Source organism: Paenarthrobacter nitroguajacolicus (genome assembly GCF_007786235.1).
GTDB lineage: Bacteria > Actinomycetota > Actinomycetes > Actinomycetales > Micrococcaceae > Arthrobacter > Arthrobacter nitroguajacolicus_A.
This window is the reverse complement of sequence record NZ_VNFK01000010.1, coordinates 137,884-157,626: the sequence shown is the minus strand read 5'-3', so window position 1 is coordinate 157,626 and position 19,743 is coordinate 137,884. Positions and strand designations below refer to the sequence as shown.

At 63.0% G+C, this 19,743-nt stretch carries 20 protein-coding genes; 8 read left to right on the top strand and 12 right to left on the bottom strand.

The window, feature by feature from the left end:
* Position 1 precedes the first annotated feature (1 nt).
* Both FQP90_RS14310 and FQP90_RS14305 read right to left on the bottom strand, forming a co-directional pair.
* Positions 2-346, bottom strand: a complete 345-nt coding sequence (locus tag FQP90_RS14310; protein ID WP_144651585.1) for a DUF6504 family protein — start codon at positions 344-346, stop codon at positions 2-4.
* Between the two features lie 83 nt (positions 347-429).
* A complete protein-coding gene (locus tag FQP90_RS14305) occupies positions 430-1,491 on the bottom strand; it encodes an FAD-dependent monooxygenase (protein WP_144651584.1) in 1,062 nt (353 codons plus the stop codon).
* A gap of 52 nt (positions 1,492-1,543) precedes the next feature.
* Between FQP90_RS14305 and FQP90_RS14300 the strand changes: the two genes are divergently transcribed.
* Together FQP90_RS14300 and FQP90_RS14295 are read left to right on the top strand one after the other, a co-directional pair.
* The gene (locus FQP90_RS14300) at positions 1,544-2,080 is read left to right on the top strand and encodes a TetR/AcrR family transcriptional regulator (RefSeq protein ID WP_144651582.1); all 537 of its coding nucleotides are present in this window, start codon (positions 1,544-1,546) and stop codon (positions 2,078-2,080) included.
* A gap of 47 nt (positions 2,081-2,127) precedes the next feature.
* Complete coding sequence (locus tag FQP90_RS14295) at positions 2,128-2,517, top strand: hypothetical protein (protein ID WP_144651580.1); 390 nt, start codon at positions 2,128-2,130, stop codon at positions 2,515-2,517.
* Positions 2,518-2,521: 4 nt separating this feature from the next.
* On the opposite strand, the gene FQP90_RS14290 is transcribed toward FQP90_RS14295, so the two are convergent.
* On the bottom strand, positions 2,522-3,268 hold the full coding sequence (locus FQP90_RS14290; RefSeq protein WP_244296785.1) for an SOS response-associated peptidase: 747 nt from the start codon (positions 3,266-3,268) through the stop codon (positions 2,522-2,524).
* Positions 3,269-3,436: 168 nt separating this feature from the next.
* Here FQP90_RS14290 and FQP90_RS14285 point away from each other — a divergent pair, with 168 nt between their 5' ends.
* The 3 genes from FQP90_RS14285 (at position 3,437) to FQP90_RS14275 (ending at position 5,557) form a co-directional block, all read left to right on the top strand.
* Positions 3,437-3,694 (top strand): mycoredoxin, encoded by a 258-nt coding sequence (locus tag FQP90_RS14285; protein WP_017197512.1) that lies wholly within the window; start codon positions 3,437-3,439, stop codon positions 3,692-3,694.
* Between the two features lie 142 nt (positions 3,695-3,836).
* Positions 3,837-4,922, top strand: a complete 1,086-nt coding sequence (locus tag FQP90_RS14280) for an S-(hydroxymethyl)mycothiol dehydrogenase (RefSeq protein WP_144651576.1) — start codon at positions 3,837-3,839, stop codon at positions 4,920-4,922.
* A complete protein-coding gene (locus tag FQP90_RS14275; RefSeq protein WP_144651575.1) occupies positions 4,919-5,557 on the top strand; it encodes an MBL fold metallo-hydrolase in 639 nt (212 codons plus the stop codon). The genes FQP90_RS14280 and FQP90_RS14275 overlap by 4 nt, the downstream gene beginning before the upstream one ends.
* A 10-nt stretch (positions 5,558-5,567) precedes the next feature.
* On the opposite strand, the gene FQP90_RS14270 is transcribed toward FQP90_RS14275, so the two are convergent.
* The 4 genes from FQP90_RS14270 to FQP90_RS14255 form a co-directional block, all read right to left on the bottom strand.
* Entirely contained in the window at positions 5,568-7,895 is a 2,328-nt protein-coding gene (locus FQP90_RS14270; protein ID WP_144651573.1) for an FdhF/YdeP family oxidoreductase, read from the bottom strand.
* Positions 7,896-7,961: 66 nt separating this feature from the next.
* Positions 7,962-8,720, bottom strand: a complete 759-nt coding sequence (locus FQP90_RS14265; protein ID WP_144651572.1) for a lipoate--protein ligase family protein — start codon at positions 8,718-8,720, stop codon at positions 7,962-7,964.
* Complete coding sequence (locus FQP90_RS14260) at positions 8,720-9,523, bottom strand: thioesterase family protein (protein WP_144651570.1); 804 nt, start codon at positions 9,521-9,523, stop codon at positions 8,720-8,722. The genes FQP90_RS14265 and FQP90_RS14260 overlap by 1 nt, the downstream gene beginning before the upstream one ends.
* Before the next feature lie 31 nt (positions 9,524-9,554).
* Positions 9,555-10,043, bottom strand: a complete 489-nt coding sequence (locus tag FQP90_RS14255) for a DedA family protein (RefSeq protein ID WP_144651568.1) — start codon at positions 10,041-10,043, stop codon at positions 9,555-9,557.
* An 80-nt stretch (positions 10,044-10,123) separates the two neighbouring features.
* On the opposite strand from FQP90_RS14255, the gene FQP90_RS14250 reads away from it, so the two are divergent.
* Positions 10,124-11,095 carry a hypothetical protein gene (locus FQP90_RS14250; protein ID WP_144651566.1) on the top strand — a complete coding sequence of 324 codons (972 nt, stop codon included), beginning with the start codon at positions 10,124-10,126 and terminating at the stop codon, positions 11,093-11,095.
* Here FQP90_RS14250 and FQP90_RS14245 read toward each other — a convergent pair.
* Both FQP90_RS14245 and FQP90_RS14240 read right to left on the bottom strand, forming a co-directional pair.
* Positions 11,092-12,600 (bottom strand): FAD-dependent oxidoreductase, encoded by a 1,509-nt coding sequence (locus tag FQP90_RS14245; protein ID WP_144651564.1) that lies wholly within the window; start codon positions 12,598-12,600, stop codon positions 11,092-11,094. The two genes, FQP90_RS14250 and FQP90_RS14245, sit on opposite strands and share 4 nt — an antisense overlap.
* Before the next feature lie 67 nt (positions 12,601-12,667).
* Positions 12,668-13,159 (bottom strand): DNA alkylation repair protein, encoded by a 492-nt coding sequence (locus FQP90_RS14240; RefSeq protein WP_144651562.1) that lies wholly within the window; start codon positions 13,157-13,159, stop codon positions 12,668-12,670.
* 60 nt (positions 13,160-13,219) lie between these two features.
* On the opposite strand from FQP90_RS14240, the gene FQP90_RS14235 reads away from it, so the two are divergent.
* Together FQP90_RS14235 and FQP90_RS14230 are read left to right on the top strand one after the other, a co-directional pair.
* A complete protein-coding gene (locus FQP90_RS14235; RefSeq protein ID WP_144651560.1) occupies positions 13,220-14,308 on the top strand; it encodes a PDDEXK nuclease domain-containing protein in 1,089 nt (362 codons plus the stop codon).
* Between the two features lie 43 nt (positions 14,309-14,351).
* Positions 14,352-15,701 carry an HNH endonuclease gene (locus tag FQP90_RS14230; protein WP_439898656.1) on the top strand — a complete coding sequence of 450 codons (1,350 nt, stop codon included), beginning with the start codon at positions 14,352-14,354 and terminating at the stop codon, positions 15,699-15,701.
* 5 nt (positions 15,702-15,706) lie between these two features.
* Here FQP90_RS14230 and FQP90_RS14225 read toward each other — a convergent pair whose 3' ends face one another.
* The 3 genes from FQP90_RS14225 to FQP90_RS14215 are packed head-to-tail and all read right to left on the bottom strand — an operon-like array spanning position 15,707 to position 19,528.
* Complete coding sequence (locus FQP90_RS14225; RefSeq protein WP_208760011.1) at positions 15,707-16,873, bottom strand: ABC transporter ATP-binding protein; 1,167 nt, start codon at positions 16,871-16,873, stop codon at positions 15,707-15,709.
* Positions 16,870-18,465, bottom strand: coding sequence for an ABC transporter permease (locus FQP90_RS14220; RefSeq protein ID WP_208760010.1), 1,596 nt, complete (start codon positions 18,463-18,465; stop codon positions 16,870-16,872). Before FQP90_RS14220 ends, FQP90_RS14225 begins: the two co-directional genes overlap by 4 nt.
* Positions 18,466-18,469: 4 nt before the next feature.
* Complete coding sequence (locus FQP90_RS14215; RefSeq protein ID WP_144651558.1) at positions 18,470-19,528, bottom strand: iron ABC transporter substrate-binding protein; 1,059 nt, start codon at positions 19,526-19,528, stop codon at positions 18,470-18,472.
* Between the last annotated feature and the right edge of the window lie 215 nt (positions 19,529-19,743).

Sequence of the window (19,743 nt, the reverse complement as noted above, 5' to 3'; positions counted from 1 at the left end):
TTCACGCTGCTTCGTCGGGTTCTACAGCACGTGCTGGTGCGGCGTCGTGGATGCGGAGCAGTCGCCATCGTCCGCTTCCTACGTGCCTGACGAGATCGAGGGTGATGGTCCCGTTGGAGGTTTCTTTTTCCCCCGGGGCCTGGAGCTGCACCCGCCAGATTTCGTGGTCAACCAGGCCGGCCCCGCTTCCCAGGGGTGCGCGGCTTTCTTCCAGCCACCACTGGCGGCGTTCGTACCACCGGACAGGCTCATTGGTGACCGTGTACTGCATCCCTTTCCATTGAACTTGCTGCGGCTGGCCTGTGTCCGTGCAGATAACTTCGACGGACTCACTGAACAGCCCCATATCCACACCTCATTTACGCCGGGGTATCTTCATTCGAAAGTATGTTCGAATATTTCAAGTTTACGCCGACGCCCTGACAAAACCTACTTCGAAGTTTCCGCCCTTTCCCTGGCGCGTGAAACGCGCTTGCCTACCTGCTTCAGCAAGGCATCGCGCCAAGGTTGCATGCCCTGCGCCAGGGCAATGCTCCCCATGAGGGAGGATGCCAGCCGGAGTTGCTGGGTGCGCAGTACACGTTTCCTGTCATAGGCGGCGAGCGCTGCTTTCAAGGGCAGTTCGTTGAGCAGTCGCCCCAGGGTCACTGCATCAATCAGCGCTTCGCAGGCACCCCTGCCGAGGTTGGGAGTCATGGCGTGCGCGGCATCCCCCACCAGCACCACGTTGCCCCGTGCGTAACGGCTGAGGGGTGGGGTGGTCCAGATTCGTTGGGCCAACGATATTTCGGGGGTGGCGAGGTCAAGGACATCCCGCACGGCTGGCGAGTAGTGGGCGTAGCGGCTTCGCGTCACTTCAAGCGCTTCTGCGACGTCCACTTTGTCCGGCCCCAGCCCGGAGCGGAAGGAGGCATACCAGTTGGTCCCCCTTACGGCCGGCGCCAAGCCGAAGATTTCCCCCCGACCCCAGTATTCACCGATGTCGTTGGGAGATGGGGTTCCCGGAACGACTCCCCTCACTGCCAGGAAGGGCGTAGGCCTTGCCGCCCTCCGTTCACCCCAGGAGTCCCGCCGAACCACGCTGTTGACGCCGTCCGCACCGACGGTGAGCTCAGCGTGGCGCGGGAGGCGATCCACCCTTCCGGTCACTCGCGTCACCGTCTCCGGCACCGCACTGTCCAACAGCTTCAGCAGTTCGGGTCGGGAGATCCCCATCAGCCCGTCCCCTTCCATGGACAGCATGGGTTCTCCGGAGGGGCCGCGGAGGGCGCCGGCTTTGATGATGGCTCCCCGTCTCCGCGCGGCTCCGAGGATCCCGAGTTCGGACAGGGCCTGCTGGGCTTCCGTCCACATGGCCAAAGTTGTTCCGACCGTGGGGAGTTGGGGTCTCTGCTCGTACACCGTGACGTTGAACCTGCCGGGGTCGAGCCGACCGGCGAGCGCCAATCCGGCTATTCCCCCACCGATAATCTCAACCTTTTCCATGGCCACACTGTACTACTACATTTGTAGTGATGGTAGGTCCTGAAGCTAGACTTTCGCCATGTCCGACCGACGAACACAGTTAGCCGACGCCGCGCTCGCCGTCGTTTCCACCCAGGGCCTCAAGGGCCTCACGCACCGGGCCGTCGACGCCCAAGCCGGTGTCGCCGCCGGAACAACCTCCAACTACTTCCGCAACCGTGCCACGCTGGTCAGTGCCGCCGTCGACCGCGTTGAAGAACTGGACAGCCTCCTGCTGCAGCAAAGGCAGTTGGAATTCCCGACGTCGGCAGCCGGCTTGGCGGAGCAAATCGCCGGAGCCGTCTTGGGGCTCGCATACGACAACTCCGAACTCACCAGGGCACGCTTCGTGTTCGCCCTCGACCAACCAGAGGTGGTCGCCGCCGGGCACGAGCGGCTGGTATCAGCGTTGGCACAGCTGCTCGAAGCGATGGAAATACCTAACGCCCGGGCACGTGCTGAAGCCGTTTCCGACTACAGCGACGGCCTGGCCCTGCACTTGCTGACCGCACGCAAGGGGCAGGTCATGGACAGGGCGACCGTGACAGGCAACATCCGCAGGCTCCTGGAAGGATGACCCTGCGAGGGGTGGACGGCAGCGGGTCCACAGAGCAGGATTGTGGCATGAGCACCAATGACGCACTCCTCAAGCAGGTCAACATCTCCGCCGCGGACGACAACCTCGTGGCCCGATTCGAAATTGACGGCAACATCCCAGGCTCCGGCGCTTACGTCGTGGGCCTCGTTGCTGCCAGTGAAGACTATTCCTCGCAGCGCAGGCTCGGTATCGAATTCATGAACGGCGAGGCGATTTCCTTCTATTCGTTCAACCACTCCCTCAGCGCAGAGGAAAACTACGACATCAAGGGAGTGGAGCATTCCGGCAACATCATCACCGGGAACTTCCCGCTATCGGCCATCCACGGACTCAGCAAAGGCCACGTCATGACGGCCTTCAGCGAAGCTGACGGCCGCGAGTTCCAATCCGGCGTGCCTGTCACCGAGGCCCTCTGAACCTTTAGAACAGTCCTTCCACCGGTTCAATCAGTTCCGGTGAGTTGTTGCGGACATTCCCGACGGCGGCGCCCACCGCGTCCAGCGTCCAACCGGCAGCGGCATCGTGTGCCCTGGAACGGACCATGTCCACCAACCCCGCGGCGTCTTTCTCACGCGGATCCAGCCATGCTTCCATCGTCTCTGTGCTCATGGGCAGGGGAACACGGTCATGGAGCGCAGTGAGCTCATCGAACACCGAAGCACTGCGTCGCGTCCGGGCTGACTCCGCAGTGGGAGTGTCCGCAGTGAGGATGGACATGGACAGAAGCCAGCGGCCCGGATCGTCCGGGGACGCCGCCTGGTCCCGCCACCACTCATACAATCCCGCAAAGACCAGGCCATGGCCGTCCCCCGGGTGGACGTAATACGGCTGCTTGTTCTTGCCCTCCCCCTTTTTCCACTCGTAGTAGCCGTCCGCGGGCACCGCACACCGACGGGCTACGGCAGCTTTCTTGAAGGAAGGTTTCTCCAGCAGTGTCTCGCTGCGGGCATTGATGAGCCGGGCACCACCCTTGGGGTCTTTAGCCCATGACGGCACCAGTCCCCACTTGGCAACGTGGAGTTGCCGCTTCAGGTCGTCATCGATGAGGCGTTCCAGCACGATGGGAACCGCGTCCGTCGGGGCAACATTCCAGGACTTTTCGAGGGCAATCTCGTTCTCAAGTTCGGCGTCAAAGTCGGCGAGCAGGTCTCCCACCGCACGGGCCATTACGTAACGTCCACACATGCGAACAGTCTGCCCTTTCCCGGGAAAACGCACCAGCGCGGGCGTGTGACGCAACCCGTCTTCGCCGCTGGACGGGAATTATTCGGCACCGGGTTACCGTTGTTACGAACGAACCACCCCGTGCAAACGACAAATACTGAGGAGAGCTCTGTGGATTTCACTCCCGACTCCGGCACCATCACCATGTTCTCGACCACTTGGTGCGGCTACTGCAACCGCCTGAAGAAGCAGCTGGACGCCAAGGGCATCGGCTACACCGAGATCAACATCGAAGAAGTAGATGGCACAGCCGAACTCGTCGAGCAGCTCAACGGAGGCAACCGCACCGTTCCCACCGTGCTCTTCCCGGACGGAACCGCCGCAACCAACCCCTCCGCCTCCGAGGTTGAAAACCGCTTGGCAGCATAGACCTGCCACCGGCACCGGTAAGGGCCCGCACGGAACAAACCACGCTCTGTCTGCCACCTGTGATAGACAGATTGGGAATCCGTTGCGGGCCCTGCTGCATTAAACCTGGCCCGCGCTCAGCGAGCCCGAAGGGAACCACTCCATGGTCCACGCAGTCAAAGGCGTAGTCGTCCGATCCAAAGGCGCACCCGCAACCCTCGAAACGATCCTCGTTCCCGAGCCCGGGCCCGGCGAAGCCCTGGTTGACATCCTCACCAGCGGCGTCTGCCACACCGACCTCCACTACAAACTCGGCGGGATCAGCGACGACTTCCCGTTCCTCCTGGGCCACGAAGCCACCGGCGTGGTCAGCGCCGTCGGCCCCGATGTCACCGACGTCGCCCCGGGCGACCGTGTGGTCCTGAACTGGCGCGCCGTCTGCGGCAACTGCCGCGCCTGCAACCGCGGCCAAGCCCAGTACTGCTTCAACACCCACAACGCCACCCAGAAAATGACCCTCGAGGACGGCACGGAACTTTCCCCGGCGCTGGGCATCGGAGCCTTCATCGAAAAGACCCTGGTCGCCGCCGGCCAGTGCACCAAGGTAGACCCCGACGCCGATGCCGCCGCCGTCGGCCTGCTCGGCTGCGGTGTCATGGCAGGCTTGGGTGCGGCCCTCAACACCGGGGGCGTCAAGCGCGGCGACTCAGTCGCAGTTATCGGCTGCGGAGGAGTTGGCGTAGCGGCCATCGCCGGTGCCGCCCTCGCCGGCGCCACCACCATCATCGCCGTGGACATCGACGCCAAGAAGCTGGAACGCGCCAAGGACCTGGGAGCCACCCACACTGTCGATTCCTCTGCGGGCGACCCCGTGGAAGAGATCCGTGCCCTCACAGGCGGTTTTGGAGCAGACGTGGTGATTGACGCGGTCGGACGTCCCGAAACCTACAAGCAGGCCTTCTACGCCCGCGACCTCGCAGGAACCGTTGTCCTGGTAGGCGTCCCCACACCGGAGATGACACTGGAGCTGCCCTTGCTGGACGTCTTTGGCCGAGGCGGTTCCCTCAAATCTTCCTGGTACGGCGACTGCCTGCCTTCCCGTGACTTCCCCATGCTGGTGGATCTCTACAAGCAGGGCAAGCTGGACCTGGACGCCTTCGTCACCGAGCGCATCACCATCGACCAGGTGGAAGAGGCCTTTGACAAAATGCATCACGGCGCCGTCCTGCGATCGGTGGTAGAGCTGTGAGCGACTCCACCATCACCATCAACCGCGTTGTCACCTCCGGGACATTCTCACTGGACGGTGGAACCTGGGACGTGGACAACAACGTCTGGATCGTCGGCGACGACGCAGAGTGCATCGTCATCGATCCCGCCCACAACCCGGACGCGATCGTGGAAGCCGTCAACGGCCGGACGGTCAAAGCCATCCTGCTTACGCACGGCCACGACGACCACATCAGCTCCGCCGGGGCCTTCCGGGAACTCGTCAATGCACCCATCCACCTGCACCAGGACGACTGGATGCTGTGGCGCGCGGTGTTCCCTGAGATCGATCCCGATGTCGCAATTGCTGACGGCGCTGAGTTCACCGTTGGCGGGGCAACGCTGAAGGCCATCCACACTCCGGGGCATTCACCGGGTTCGGTCTCCTTCCACCTGCCCGGCGAAGCCACCCTTTTCAGCGGTGACACCCTCTTCCAGGGCGGACCCGGCGCGACCGGCCGCTCCTACAGTGACTTCCCCACCATCATCGAGTCCATCCGGACCAGGCTCCTCCCACTTCCCGAGGAAACCGTAGTCCGCACAGGGCACGGGGATTCCACCACCATCGGTGCAGAGAAACCGCACCTGGACGAATGGATCGCACGCGGACACTAAGTCCACGGCATCATGGGCGTCGGCCGGCTGCTGACTCGAAAAGCGGGGCGGCAGCCGGCTCAAGCCGAATAATCACCGACTTCGACGCCGGTGTATTGCTGCCCTCCGCCGTTGAATCCAGCGGCACCAGAACATTCGCTTCCGGGAAGTACGCAGCTGCGCATCCCTTGGCAGTCGGGTACGACACCAAACGCAATTGCGGCAGCACACGGTCCACGCCGTCGTCGGCCTCGCTGTGGACGTCCACATAACCGCCGTCCTGGTAGCCCAGCTCAGCCAGGTCCAGCGGATTGACCAGCAACACCATGCGCCCCTTCTTAATGCCCCGGTACCTGTCATTCATGGTGTACGTAGTGGTATTGAACTGATCGTGTGACCGCAGTGTCTGCAACAGCAGCCGTCCCGCAGGGACCCGGATCGTCTCCACATCATTAACCGTGAACATGGCCCGGCCCGTGGCGGTGGGGAAGGCCCTGCTGTCCCTGGGTCCGTGCGGCAGGATGAAGCCGTCCTTCTCCCGGATACGGGTGTTGAAGTCCTCGAAGCCTGGCACCACGTGGGAGATGTGGTCCCTGATGATGTTGTAGTCCAAACGCAGACCGGCCCAGTCCACCGGCACCTTATGGCCGAGGACAGCCTGGGCCAGGCGCGTCACGATGGCAACTTCGGACAGCACCTCCGGCGCGATCGGTTCCAGCGGGCCGACGGATCGGTGGACGGCACACACGGTGTCCTCCACCGTGACGAACTGCTCAACGCCGCCTTGCCGATCCATCTCCGTGCGGCCAAGGGTGGGCAGGATGAGTGCTTGTTCACCGACCACCACGTGCGAGCGATTCAATTTGGTGGAGATCTGGACAGACAGCCGGGTCCTTCTCACAGCCGACTCCGCCACCCCGGTATCCGAGACAGCATGGACCAGGTTGCCGCCCAACGCCACCAACACCTTGATCCTGCCATCACGCATACCGCGGATGCTGTCCACTGCGTCAATGCCCGGATCCCGGGGAGGATCGAAGCCGAACTCCCGCTGGAGGGCGTCCAGGAACCACGGTGGCATCTTTTCCCAGATGCCCATGGTCCTGTCGCCCTGCACGTTGCTATGGCCCCTGATCGGCGACGGGCCTGCCCCCGGCTTCCCGATGTTGCCCCGCAGCAGGAGCAGATTAATGATCTCTTTAATGGTCGGCACTGCCTTCCTATGCTGCGTGAGGCCCATCGCCCAGGTGATGATGACTTTGTCGGCCCTTAGGTATCTTGCCGCGAGTTCATCGATGTCGCGGCTCGCGAGGCCAGTGGCTTCGAGAACATCACGATGGTTGAGAGTGGCCAGATGTGCGGCGAAGCCCACGAATCCCTGGCAATGCTCTTCGATGAAGGCACGGTCCAAGACCGTCCCCGGCCTGGCCCTTTCGGCGTCGAGTACGCGCTTGGAGAGGGCCTGCAGCAAGGCCATGTCGCCCGCGAGCCTGATCTGCACGAACTGATCGGCGAGGTCCGTGCCCCTGCCAACCAGTCCGCGCGGACGTTGCGGATTCCGGAAGTTGATCAGGCCAGCTTCGGGGAGCGGATTCACCGCAACGATCTCTGCCCCGGCCTGCTTGGCCTCTTCAAGGGCCGTGAGCATTCGTGGATGACAGGTACCCGGGTTCTGGCCCATGATGATGATCAGATCCGCCTTGGCGAAATCCGTGTAGGTGATGGCGGACTTGCCCACCCCGATGGTCTCGCCCATGGCAGCGCCAGTGGACTCGTGGCACATGTTGGAACAGTCGGGGAGGTTGTTGGTTCCGAAGGCCCGGACGAACAGTTGGTAGAGGAAAGCGGCCTCATTGCTGGTCCGGCCGCTGGTGTAGAACGTGGCCTGGTTCGGGGTGTCAAGGGCCTTCAGCTCCTTGGCGATGATCCCGAAGGCCTGGTCCCAGGAGATGGGGACGTAGTGATCCGAACCCGCGGCTTTGTACACCGGTTCCACCAGCCGGCCCTGCTGGCCCAGCCAATACTCCGATCGGCGCTCCAGTGAACCCAAGCTGTTCTCGGCCCAAAAATCCGAGGGGATCCGCAGCGGCTCCGCCTCCCACCCGATGGCTTTGGCGCCGTTCTCGCAAAATTCGGCGGCTTTGCGTTCCGGTGGGTCGGGCCACGCGCAGCTCATGCAATCGAAACCATCTTTTTGGTTGACAGCACTCAGTGTTTTCCACGCCCTGGAAGGTCCCATGTAAGCGATGGCATGGGGAAGCGTTTCGCTCAGGCTCGGCAAACCAGCGGCGGATCGCTTGGGGATGCTGACGCTGAGGTCTACATCCGAATCCTCAATGGGATGTTTCTTCCGGCCCATGATGACACCGCGATTCGCGTGACGGGGTAGCTGATTCCCTCAGACTAACCCTGGCACGTCAGCGGCTCAACGCAGCTGCGGTGACCAGGCCACAAGACTCCGGAAGTCGCCGTCGACCACGTCCGCGTAACCGCGGTACGCCTCGATCACTGCGTCCTCCACGGTCTTCACGTCCAAGTGCGGCAGCAAATCATTGGCAGCACCAGCCGTTGCCGGATCCCAGTCCAGGCCAAGGGCGGCGTAGCTGGCTGTCAGGACGTCCCGGATGGGCTTGGAGTTCTCCACCACAATCACGGAACTGAACAACCAACCTCCGGAGACTACCCGCTGGGCAGTTCCAATCAGCTTGATGCGATGGGCAGGGAAGTCCGGGTCCTCACCGTGAACGCTGAACTCGCCGGGGCAGTACTCTCCCGGTATCTCGCCGACGGCGGCGTGAACACCCACGCTGCGAAGGGCGCCGGCCAGCAGCTCGCCAAACTCGGAGAAGCGCGCTTTGGCCCGCACAATCGCGTCAGGGTGCGGTTCAACATGGTCGATCACCAAGGAGCCCTCGTGGTAAGCGGCAGCCCGCCCGCCTGCCTTTCGGACCAAGGGTTCGAAGCCAAGCCCGCGGCAGGCTTCCTCGGCGGCAGCGAATCCTGGCAGATTCGCATCGCGCTGGCCGAAAGCCACCGTAGGCTTCGGCCGATACAAGCGAAGACAGGGACCCTGCTGACCGCTCCGGGCACGCTTCAACAGTTCCAAGGCGAAGTCGAGATCCTCGGCTGCGCCCATGGATCCCTCCTGGCGGTACACAGTCAGGCTTGGCTGCTCGCCGGTCATCAGCTCTTCCTCAAGGTAAGGATCTGCTCGGCCCGCCCGAACGGCCCGTTGACGTCGTGGAGCACGGAGGATGTCAGGCCAATACCGTCAGCACCGAAGGACACCCTGTTGTCCAGCCCCAGCCACTCACCTGACGGAGCTCGATACATGTGAATCTGAAGGTCGACGTTGGGGAAGATGTAGCTGTTCTCACCCGGAGGGACGCGAGCCGCGATGCCGTTGGCTGTGTCCACCAAACCCATCAGCCGGGCAAGGTCCGAACTGTCTCCTTGATCTGTCAGGGGGTGCGAGGTCCGGATCCACACCCTGCCGGATCCGGGTCGGTGGCCTTCGGCCAAGCGCATCTCCAGTGAGCGGATATAGCCGCCTGGCCAGACGCTGGCGCCGTCCCACGGCTTGCATTCGTCCGGGGCGGGCATGGGTTCGTCCTCCACCGCGGCCACGGCGCTCGTGTCGCTGGTGATCATCCGCCACGCGGCGGCGCGGATGGCTACCCGGCCGCCGGCGGAGAGCTCAGCCTGGATCAGTTCAATGGTCTTGCCCGGCCTCAACGTTGAGGTGGTGACCTGGAATTCGCCGCCGGGGATCAGGCCGAGGATTTCGTAACTGATCCGTGCCAGGCGAACGTCGTCCCTGGGTTCGTGCCGCACCAGGGCATCGGCGATGATGCCCGAAGCCGGCGCCATGTGTTGTTCGTGCGGATTCCACGCACCCTGGGCATGGATCGTGGATCGGAAGCGGCCCTCACCCAACGATTCGTAGTAAAAAGCACCGTCCGCCAGTTCCGGTAATGCAGTAGTCAACCCGAGCCTTTCGCCGATCCAGCAGTAGAACTCAGACCACTGTATCCGCTGATTTGGTCGCTGCCCGACGTCGTCGGATCGTGACTACCCAGACAACGATGGCGGCCGCGGCGGCGACAGCCAGCCCCGCACCCACCGGCGACGCTGCGGCTACCGCCAACCAGGCCTCAAGGGCGGCGAGCCCGATGGTCGCATACAGCAGGGCCCAGATGACCGAGCCACCGATTGCGGCCGGGAGATACCGGCGCATGGGCATGCGAGCCGCACCGGCGGCAAGGTTGATGGCCGTCTGGAGGCCAATAGTCAGGAAGGAAAGCACGACGGCGTACGGTCCCCAACGCTGAATCAGGGCTTGGGCGCGGGCTGCTTTGGGTCGCTCCAGCGAACTGCCGAACCGGGTGTGGGCGAACCCGGCAACGGCTCCCCGACCAATCCAATACGTGACGTTGACGCGGATCATGACAATGGCGAAGAGCGCCGCGAGTGCGACGCCAAAGGGCAAGCTCATGATCTGATCCACTCGACTTAGGCTACCCTAAGCCACGTGCGGGTGCCGACTCGATCCGGAGGACTGCCGTGACGAAACCCTAGGATGGGTTCATGGACCTCCGCGATGCCGCCCAGGAGTTGTACGCCGTCATGCCGCGCGACTTCACGGCTTCACGCTCTGCCTTGGTGCGCCAAGCCAAGGAGGGTGGCGACAAGGAACTGGCGAAGGCGATCAGTGGCCTGCCCAAGCCGGCTGCCGGCGCCTGGGCCGTCAACATGCTTGCGGTTCATAAACCCGAGGTGATTGACGGCGTCGTACGCTTTGGCGTTTCCCTCCGCACCGCTCAAGAGGACTCTGACGCCGAGGCTTTTCGCGAACTCGGCCAGCAACGGCAAGGGCAGCTGGCGTCAGCCGTGAAGGCGGCCAAGGACTTGGCGAGCGAACTGGGAGCGCCCCTGAGCGCAGCCGCCGCGACCGACCTTGAGCAGACCCTCCGAGCCGCGATGGCAGACGCCGGCGCCGGCGCTGCCGTAGGGACAGGCCGCCTGGTAAGGGGATTGAGCGGCAGTGGCTTCGAGTCCGTGGACCTCACCGATGCTGTGGCTGCGGCAGGGCCGGAGGACACCAATGACGCTGAGGACCCCACCGAACAAGTGGTCAAACCCAGCGGGAAAGAACCGTCGCAGGGTAAGGAACCAACCCCTCCCAAAGAGTCGGCCACCAGGAAAAAAGTACCGCAGGAGGAGGCTACGTCTCTGGCGGAGCGGCGTGCCGCCAAGCAGCGGGCAGCACTGGAAGAGGCCCGCAACGAGTTCGAAGTAGCTGACAAAGAAGCTCGAGGCGCCGAAGAAGCCGCCTCTCAAGCCTGGGCTGCCATCGAGACGTTGGATGCCCGCCGAACCGAGCTCCAAGCCGAAATAGAGGACGCCAAAAAACGATTGGCTTCCCTGGAAGCCGAGCTGATCGGACTCACCCGCGATACGGAAGCCGCAGAATCGGACAAAAAGCTTGCCGTAAGGACGGCAACGCAACTGCGCCGCACCGCGGATCAAGCGCAGCGCCGCGTGGACCGGCTGGGCTAATCCTTTTTCTTACCCACCGATTTCTGCAGGTGATGCGTCGCCGGGCCCTCAAGGTACGTGCCCTCCGGCGTAAAGCGGGAACCGTGCAGCGGGCAATCCCAGGATTTCTCGGCATCGTTCCATGTCAACAAGCCGCCCAAATGGGCACAACTGGCAGACACCATACAAACTTTGCCTTCAACGGTAGACACTGCCGCCGGCTCGCCTTTGTAGAGTCCCACGACGCCTGTCCCTTCAGGCGGACGGGTTTCGTCCGTGATCTCGGGGTTACTCCTGACCTTAACCTTGTCCTCGATCATTCGTTTGGCCGTACCGGCGTTGAGCCGCACGGCCTGGAGGGCGCCTTGGGGTGACGTCACGCGGTGATGGATGGCCGTCGCCCAGTCGGACTGGCCTCCCAGGATGTCGGAGGTAATGGACAGTGCGGCCGCGACACCGTTGCTCATCCCCCACTTGTTGTATCCGGTGCCGAAAAAGATCCGGCCATGGCCCCTCGGCAGCTTGCCGAAGAAAGGCATGAGGTTGGTCGCCTGGTAGTCCTGGGCAGACCACGTGTGGGTGAGCTCAGCCCCGGGATAATACTTGTTGGCCCATCCCAGGAGATCGTCCACGTGCTGTTTCGGTGATGATGCACGGCCAGCCGTGTGCCCGTAGCCGCCCACCAGGAGTAACTCGCCCCCTGCAGTGGGGTGGGTGCGCTGGGACCGGGTAGGCGCGTCAATGGAAAGGTACATGGCTTGCGGGATGGAGGTCCCCACCTGCGGCCGAAGGGCAGCGGCGTAGGAACGGTTGGGTTCAAGCTTGGTGAAGTACAGGCCGCGGTCCAAAATCGGCGTACCTGTGGCCAGCACTACGGTGTCCGCGGTGAAGGTTCCTTTGCGTGTGGAGACTTCCAGGGGTTGCTCCGAACCCACATTCTGCACTTGGACACCCTCAACAATGAGGCCGCCGTGCTCACGGATGTCCCTCGCCAGGGTGTCCAGCACGTCCATCGGGTGGATCTGCGCCTGATCTTCCAGTTCCAGAGCCTCAACCACAGGGAACGGAAGTCCCGGGTCACGGCTGAAGTGGACGTCCAAACCCACGTCGCGCGAAACCGCTGCTTCCTTACGGAGCTGCTGGCCGCCGTCGTTAGTTGTTGCGAAGGTGACAGCCGTCCGGCGCTGGAAGGGAACTCCCTGCTGTTCCAGGTACTGCGTGAGCCAGGCCTGTCCCGTCTTGTTCGCCTCCACGTACGCCTGCATCACCTTCAAGGAGTACTGGCTGCGGAGAGCCGAAAGCACTCCCCCTTGCAGGAGGCTCAACTTGCCGGTGGTGTTACCTGTGGTCACCGCACCCAGCGTGCGCGCTTCGAAGACCACCACACGCTGGCCGGACCTGGACAACAGCAGTGCCGCCACCAGACCCGTAAGTCCCGCGCCGACCACTATCGTGTCGAAATGTTTTTCGTCCGGAATCGGGTCGGACGTGAAGTGGGATTCGCGGTCCAACCACAGCGATTTCATCAAACAACCTGCCTTTCAAGTCACTGGCATGTGTTGAGGGAAACGCTAGGCCGGTCGTTGGTGCTTATCAAGGGGTGGAAGGGCCTGCGGTAAGGGCCGCGGCATGACGCAATTCAGGGTCCGGGTCGGTCGCCCAACGATCCAGAACGCGCTCAGCGCGGTCCTTCGCCAGCCCTTCGAGCCGGGCCAGCAACGGCGCAACCACGTCCTTGGCCAGCGGATCCACCAGTTCCCGGGTCCCGGCGTCCCTGATGAAACCTTCGATACGGGTCAGATCGGTGTTCACCAAAACGCCGACCTTGGTTTGCAGCAGGACCACAGCCGCGAGGCGACGTTCGAAAACCGGCTCCTCCCACAGTTCAGAGCTTAAGGCGGTGATGTCGTCATGGCTGAGGTTCTTGTACCGCTTCAGGGCATCCCGGATTGTTCCGCGCACTGCGCCCACGGACGCCCCGTACACCGTCAAGGCCTCGCCGAGGCGTTCGCTAGCCTCGTCGGCCTTCTCCCACGACGATTCACGCTGGAGCGTGTAGTCCACAAATTCGCCGGCTGCACTCACCCCTCTATTTTGTCAGTGCCTTTCCCTAGCGTGATCACAACAGCAATCGACAGGAGACATATGCCGTCCCAAGAGCTCGTCACCGAGGCCTCATTTCCCGGCGTCCCGGCGTCGTCGGCCATGCCCGAGTGGTACCCCGCCCTGCTCAACACTGTGGCGAAGGAAGTCCGAGTAGGCCGGACTCGCGCAATGGCAGCAGCCAACAGCGAGCTCTTGAATTCGTACTGGAGCATCGGCCGGCAGTTGGCGGAACGTGAATCCGCGGAAGGCTGGGGTGCCAAAGTGGTCACACGCCTGTCCGCCGATATCCGCACGAGGTTCCCTGAGGCTAAGGGCTTCTCCCCCAGGAACCTGCGGTATATGAAGAGCTTCGCGCAGGCCTGGCCCGACTTCCCAATGTTGCAAGCACCGCTTGCAACATTGCCTTGGTACCACCAGATCGCGCTGCTGGAGAAACTCGACGACGCCGCCACTCGGCTTTGGTACGCGGCGGCGGCCGCCCAGCACGGATGGTCGCGCAACGTATTGACACACCAGATCTCAACGCGCTTGCACGAACGGTCCGGTCAAGCCATCACCAACTTCAAGACCACCATGGTTCCGGCCGATTCCGACCTCGCCCAGCAGGCCACCAAGGATCCGTACGTCTTCGACTTCCTGTCCATGGCTGACCGTCACACCGAACGGGACCTGGAGCTGCAGTTGGTTAAGCACGTGGAGAAATTCCTTTTGGAACTGGGCCAGGGTTTTGCTTTTGTGGGCGAGCAGGTCCGGCTGGAGATTGCCGGCGACGAGTTCTTCGCCGACCTGCTGTTCTACCACCTGAAACTGCGCTGCTACATGGTGATCGAGCTGAAGGCGGTGAAGTTCGAGCCCGGCTTCCTCGGCCAGTTGGGCATGTATATGGCGGCCGTGGACGATCTCATGGCGCACCCGGATGACAAGCCGACCATCGGGTTGCTGCTATGCAAGGAGAAAAACAGCGTGGTGGCCGAGTACGCACTGCGGGGTTTCAACGCGCCTGTAGGCATCGCGGAGTGGCGGACTTCCCTGGCCGACTCGTTGCCCGAGGAGTTGGTTGCGAGCCTGCCGAGCATTCAGACCTTGGAAGCCGAGCTGGCGAGCGAGGCTGCCCGGCTACGGGCTTAGCTCGTCGGCTAATAATGTCGGTGCCTCCTGTCAGAGTAGGAACATGGGACGAAAGCCGGAGAGACCAGTGGATGCAGGAGTCAGCGCCGCGCTGATGCCGGTTCCTTCTGACCGGGAGTTTCCCGCCGTTCCAAGCTCAGCCACTCCCAGCTCGATAAGCCGGGATCTGATCAACCAACTGCGGGTACTGGAAGACATAAAGTCGGCTATCTCGGGACTTCAGGCCAAAATCACGGTGGCCTTCGACCTTGCCCAACGCGCTGAGCAGGCTGAGGCCGGAGTCCCGGCTTCCGAACGTGGCAAGGGTGTAGGAGCGCAAGTGGCGCCCGCCCGGAGGGAATCCCCAAACCGTGGCTCCCGACTCCTTGGCTTGGCCCGGGCATTGGTCACGGAGATGCCACACACCATGGCCGCCGTGGATGCGGGGCTGTTGAATGAGTGGAGAGCCACCCTACTCGCCAAGGAGACCGCCTGCTTGTCCGATGAGGATCGGGCGGCCGTGGATGAAGAGCTCGCGCCGGATACCGGAACCTTCGAAGGCGCCGGGGACAAGGCCATCGTTGCCGCTGCGAAAGCCGCAGCCTATCGCCGTGATCCGCGTTCGGTAACCCAGCGGGCTGCACGTGCCGCGAATGAGAGGACCGTGAGTCTGCGGCCGGCACCTGACACGATGACCATCCTGACCGCCCTGCTTCCTGTAGCCCAAGGCGTCGCAGCCTACGCGGCACTCACGCGGGCCGCTGACTCAGCCCGGTCCCGTCCTGGTGGTGAGCAACGCGGTCGGGGGCAGGTTATGGCCGACACCCTGGTTGAGCGGATCACCGGTTCATCCGCCGGCTATTCCGGGATTGACCTGCAGCTGGTGATGACAGACCGCACCCTCCTGGACAACGACTCCGAACCGGCGCGGCTGACCGGCTATGGGGTTGTCCCCGCCCAGTGGGCCAGAGACCTTGTATTTACAACGAAGGCCCACGGCGATCCCGACGGTGATTTCCATATTTGGCTTCGCCGCCTCTATACAGCACCCGGCACCGGGGAGCTCATCGCCGAGGACTCGCGGTCCCGCTTCTTTCCGCAGGGAATGCGCCGCATCATAGAGGTTCGTGACAACCTGTGCCGGACACCGTACTGCGACGCGCCCATTCGGCACATCGACCACGTAGTCCCTTGGCGTCGTGGCGGATCCACCTCGTTGGACAACGGCGCCGGACTTTGCGAAGCCTGCAACCACACTAAAGAAAACCCGGGTTGGAGCAGCAAAACAGAGCCGGCCCGGAACGACACCGACTCTGTCCATACCTTGGAAGTCCGGACGCCCACCGGGCATAGCTACCGTTCCCAAGCTCCTCCCCTGCCGGGCCACCTGCGTGTCACGGCAGGTGGCACCTGAGCTGGCTACTCCCCTACAGGGAAAGCCACTCCTTCACCCACCACACGGAGGCAAAGTTCCGTGCCCGGCCTGGTGATCGACGCGTTCCAGTGCCGGATGGTGATGATCTCGCCACCGCCCGGGTAGCGATGGCTTTGGCCCTGCCCCGCCCCGTCTTCTGCGGTGTACGCGCCCAGCTTGATACGCACGGTCGTTTCGGGGCCGAAGTAGTCGGTATCGACCACCACGCCACGGATCGGTCCGTCCGGGGCAATCCGGATTTGTTCCGGGCGCAGCATGAGCTGAACCTTCCCCTGGGCCGGTGGTCGCCGGACGGCGATGCCGCCAAGGGAACACGTCGCGAGGGAGCCCTCCATCCAGGCATCGAGAATGACTGCTTCGCCGAGGAACTCTGCCGTGGCCCGGTCTGCCGGACGGGTGTACACCACGAAGGGGTTGCCGATCTGCGCCAGACGCCCGCCACGCATGATGGCCACTTGGTCGGCGAAGGACAAGGCCTCGGCCTGATCGTGGGTGACCAGGATGGTGGTCACCCCTGCGGCGTTGAGAACTTTCGCCACGGCACGGCGAGTGGCTACCCGCAGGCCAGCGTCGAGTGCCGAGAAGGGCTCATCCAGGAGCATCAGTTCAGGTTCGCGGGCCAACGCACGGGCCAAGGCGACGCGTTGCTGCTGACCGCCGGAGAGCTGATGCGGACGTCGCTTTGCCATGGCGGGGTCCAAGGAGACCATGTCCAACAGTTCTTCCACACGGGCCCGCACAGCCCGGCGGCCGCCGTCGAGCTTGCCGGCATCCAAACCGAAGGCGACGTTCTGTCCAACGGTCAAGTGCGGGAACAGTGCACCGTCCTGGGCAACGTACCCGACGTGGCGTTTATGCGCCGGGACCTTGACTCCTTCTCCCGCCACGGGAAGGCCGTTCAAGCTGATGGAACCGGTGTTCGGATGTTCGAAGCCCGCGATGAGCCGAAGCAACGTGGTTTTACCGGAGCCGGACGGGCCAACGATGGCGGTGGTCCCGCCGCGGGCGACCGAGAGGTTCACTCCTTTAAGGACAGCCTGGGAACCGAAATTCTTGGTGACCTCGGAAATGTCCAGGTGTGAGTTCGTGGTCGGGGCCACGGAGGGTGCCACCCGGGGCGACGGAAGTCGGGAAGGGGCTTGTTCTGTCACTGTCCGGCTACTTTCTTGGACTGTTGGAAAAGCAGGTACGTCATGGGAGCCGAGAGCAGGATCATCAGCAAGGCATAGGGAGCTGCCCCGGTGTAGTCGATCTCGCTGCTTTTGCTCCAGAATTCCGTGGCCAGGGTCCGTGTACCGTTGGGCGCCAGGAGCAGCGTGGCCGTCAGTTCATTGACAATGGCCAGGAATACCAGGGCCGCTCCCCCGGCAGCGGCCGGGGCCGTGAGCCGCAGCGTCACCTTGAAGAACGACACCAAGGGGGCCTTGCCCAGGGATTGCGCAGCTTCGTCGAGTTCCTGGGGAGCCTGGGCGAGGCCGGAGCGCAGGTTGACCAACGCCCGGGGAAGGAACAACAACACGTAGGCCGCAACGAGGACTCCTGCCGTCTGGTAGACACCTGGCACCACCCGGATGCTGACGGTCACAAAGGCCAGGCCAACGACGATTCCCGGAAGGGAACTGGTGACGTAGTTGGAGAGTTCGAGCAGCTTGCTGAACCAGCTGGGGTGCCGGACAGCCAGATAAGCCATGGGGAAGGCAACCACAGTGGTCACAGCCGCTCCAACAGCCCCGTACAGGAGGGTCTGAAGAAGTGCCGGAAGGAATTCCTCCGCCTCCCAGACCTCGGCGCCTCCTGCCATCACCCACTTCAGGACAAACCAGAGCGGCAAACCGAATGCCAGCGCAGTGAGCGCCAAGAGGCTCAGTTGGGCCGGCAGCTGGTAACCACCCAGCGGCAGCTGCGTGGTCTTGCCTTGGGCACCCGATCCGATGCGTGCATAGCGCGCCGTTCCTCGGCTCTTCACTTCAGCGAGGAGCAGGAAAAGGCAGAGGACTACGAGAACGCTGGCCAGCATGTTGCCGGCGGCACCGTTGAACGTCGACTGGAACTGGACCATGATCGCCGTCGTGAAAGTGTCGAAGCGGATCATGGCGAAGGCGCCGTACTCGGCCAGGAGGTGCAGTCCAACGAGCAGGGCCCCGCCCGTCATGGCAATGCGGAGCTGGGGCACGACCACCCGGAAGAACACTGCCCACGGACCCAGCCCAAGGGAGGCGGCGGATTGCTCGATGGCCGGGTCCAGGCGGCCAAGCGTGGCAGCGGCGGGTATGTAAACCAGCGGGAAGTAGGAAAGCGTGGCTATCAGAACCCCGGACCAGAGTCCTTCAAGCGACGGTACGGCCGAAACCCAGGCGTAGCTGTTGACGAATGCAGGGATAGCCAACGGCGCAGCCAATGCAACGGCCCACCAGCGGCGCCCCCGGAGCGTTGTCCGCTCCACCAGCCACGCACCACCGACCCCCAGCAGCAAGCACAGCGGGATGGTGATGACGGTCAGCAGGATCGTGTTGAGCAGCAGCTCACCCACGCGCGGGCGGACGATGAGCTCGACGGCGGTGTCCCAGCCGGTCGCGACGGTCATGTAGACGACGTAGCCCAGCGGAAGAAGCGAAAACAGGGCTATCAACACCGCCAGCAGAGACACGGTGGAAACGCCGAAAGGCGGGCGAGGGCGTTTGCCCTTGCCCGCCGTCGTGCTTTCCGTTCCTTGTGGTCGGGAAGCCGGGAGGTCGGTGATCACAGAACTAGAGGAGCCCTGCCTTGGTCATCAGCTCGGTGACCTTGGCGGAGTTCAGCTTGGCCGGGTCCACGGTGGGAGCCTGCAGGTCCTTGATCGGGACGAGCTTGGCGTTGGCATCCACCTGAGAGGCGATGGCGTACTCGAAGGACGTACCGTTCTTCAGGACTTCCTGGCCTTGCTTGCCGGTGATGAACTTCAGGAATGCCTGGGCAGCGGCCGCGTTCTTGGCGGACTTGAGGACGCCGCCGCCGGAGACGGAGAGGAAAGCTCCCGGGTCCTGGTTCTTGAAGAAGTACGGGGTGACGTTCTTTGAGTTTTCGCCGGTCTTGGCTTGGTCGCCGTAGTAGTAATAGTGGTAGATCAACGCGGCGTCGACTTCACCGGCATTGACTGCCTTCATGGCGGTGCTGTTGCCTTTGTAGGCCTTGAAGTTTTCCTTCATGCCCTTGAGCCATTCTTCGGTTGCCGCTTCGCCCTTGAGTTCAAGCAGAGCGGCAACAATTGCCTGGAAGTCGGCACCGGAAGGCGAAGCTGCCCACTTGCCATTCCACTCCGGCTTGGCCAGGTCCAGCATCGACTTGGGCAGCTGGTCGTCACTGATCTTGTTCTTGTCATACACCAGGACGGTCGAGCGGGCAGCGATGCCGGTCCACTTGCCGGTGGACGGACGGAATTCAGCGGGAACCTGGTCAAGGGTTGCCTTGTCCACGTCGGCGAAAAGCCCTGCGTTCTCTACCTGCGCCATTGCTGGAGAGTTCTCAGTCAGGAAGACGTCAGCCGGGGAAGCCTGGCCTTCCTGGACGATCTGATTGGACAATTCCGTGTCCGAGCCCTGTCGGATGGTGACCTTAACGCCGGTCTCCTTGGTGAAGGCATCCACCCATTCCTTGGTCAGGGTGTCGTGCTGGGCGTTGTACACCGTGATTTCACCGGAGACTGCGCCTCCGGAGGCGGAACCTGACGCCACGGGGGCACTGCCGGCATTGGAGCCGCAGGCGCTGAGGCCAAGTACTGCGGTTGCCGCAAGGGCGATTCCGGCCAGCGCTTTCTTGGGGATGTTCATGGGGGGCTTCTTTCTGCGAACAAAAACTCTTGGGGGGACCTTCGTCCGTGCAGGCCTGAGTGTTGGGAAGGCGTGCTTCTGTAAGAGTAGGTATGCCTTGCCTACCTGCAAAGCAGGATGGGTCAAAAGTGATCAGCATCACCATAATTACGCAAGTCTTACTTGACCTAATATGTCGGATGCTTGGCGGTCACCGGGCCGCTCGGAGCACAAAA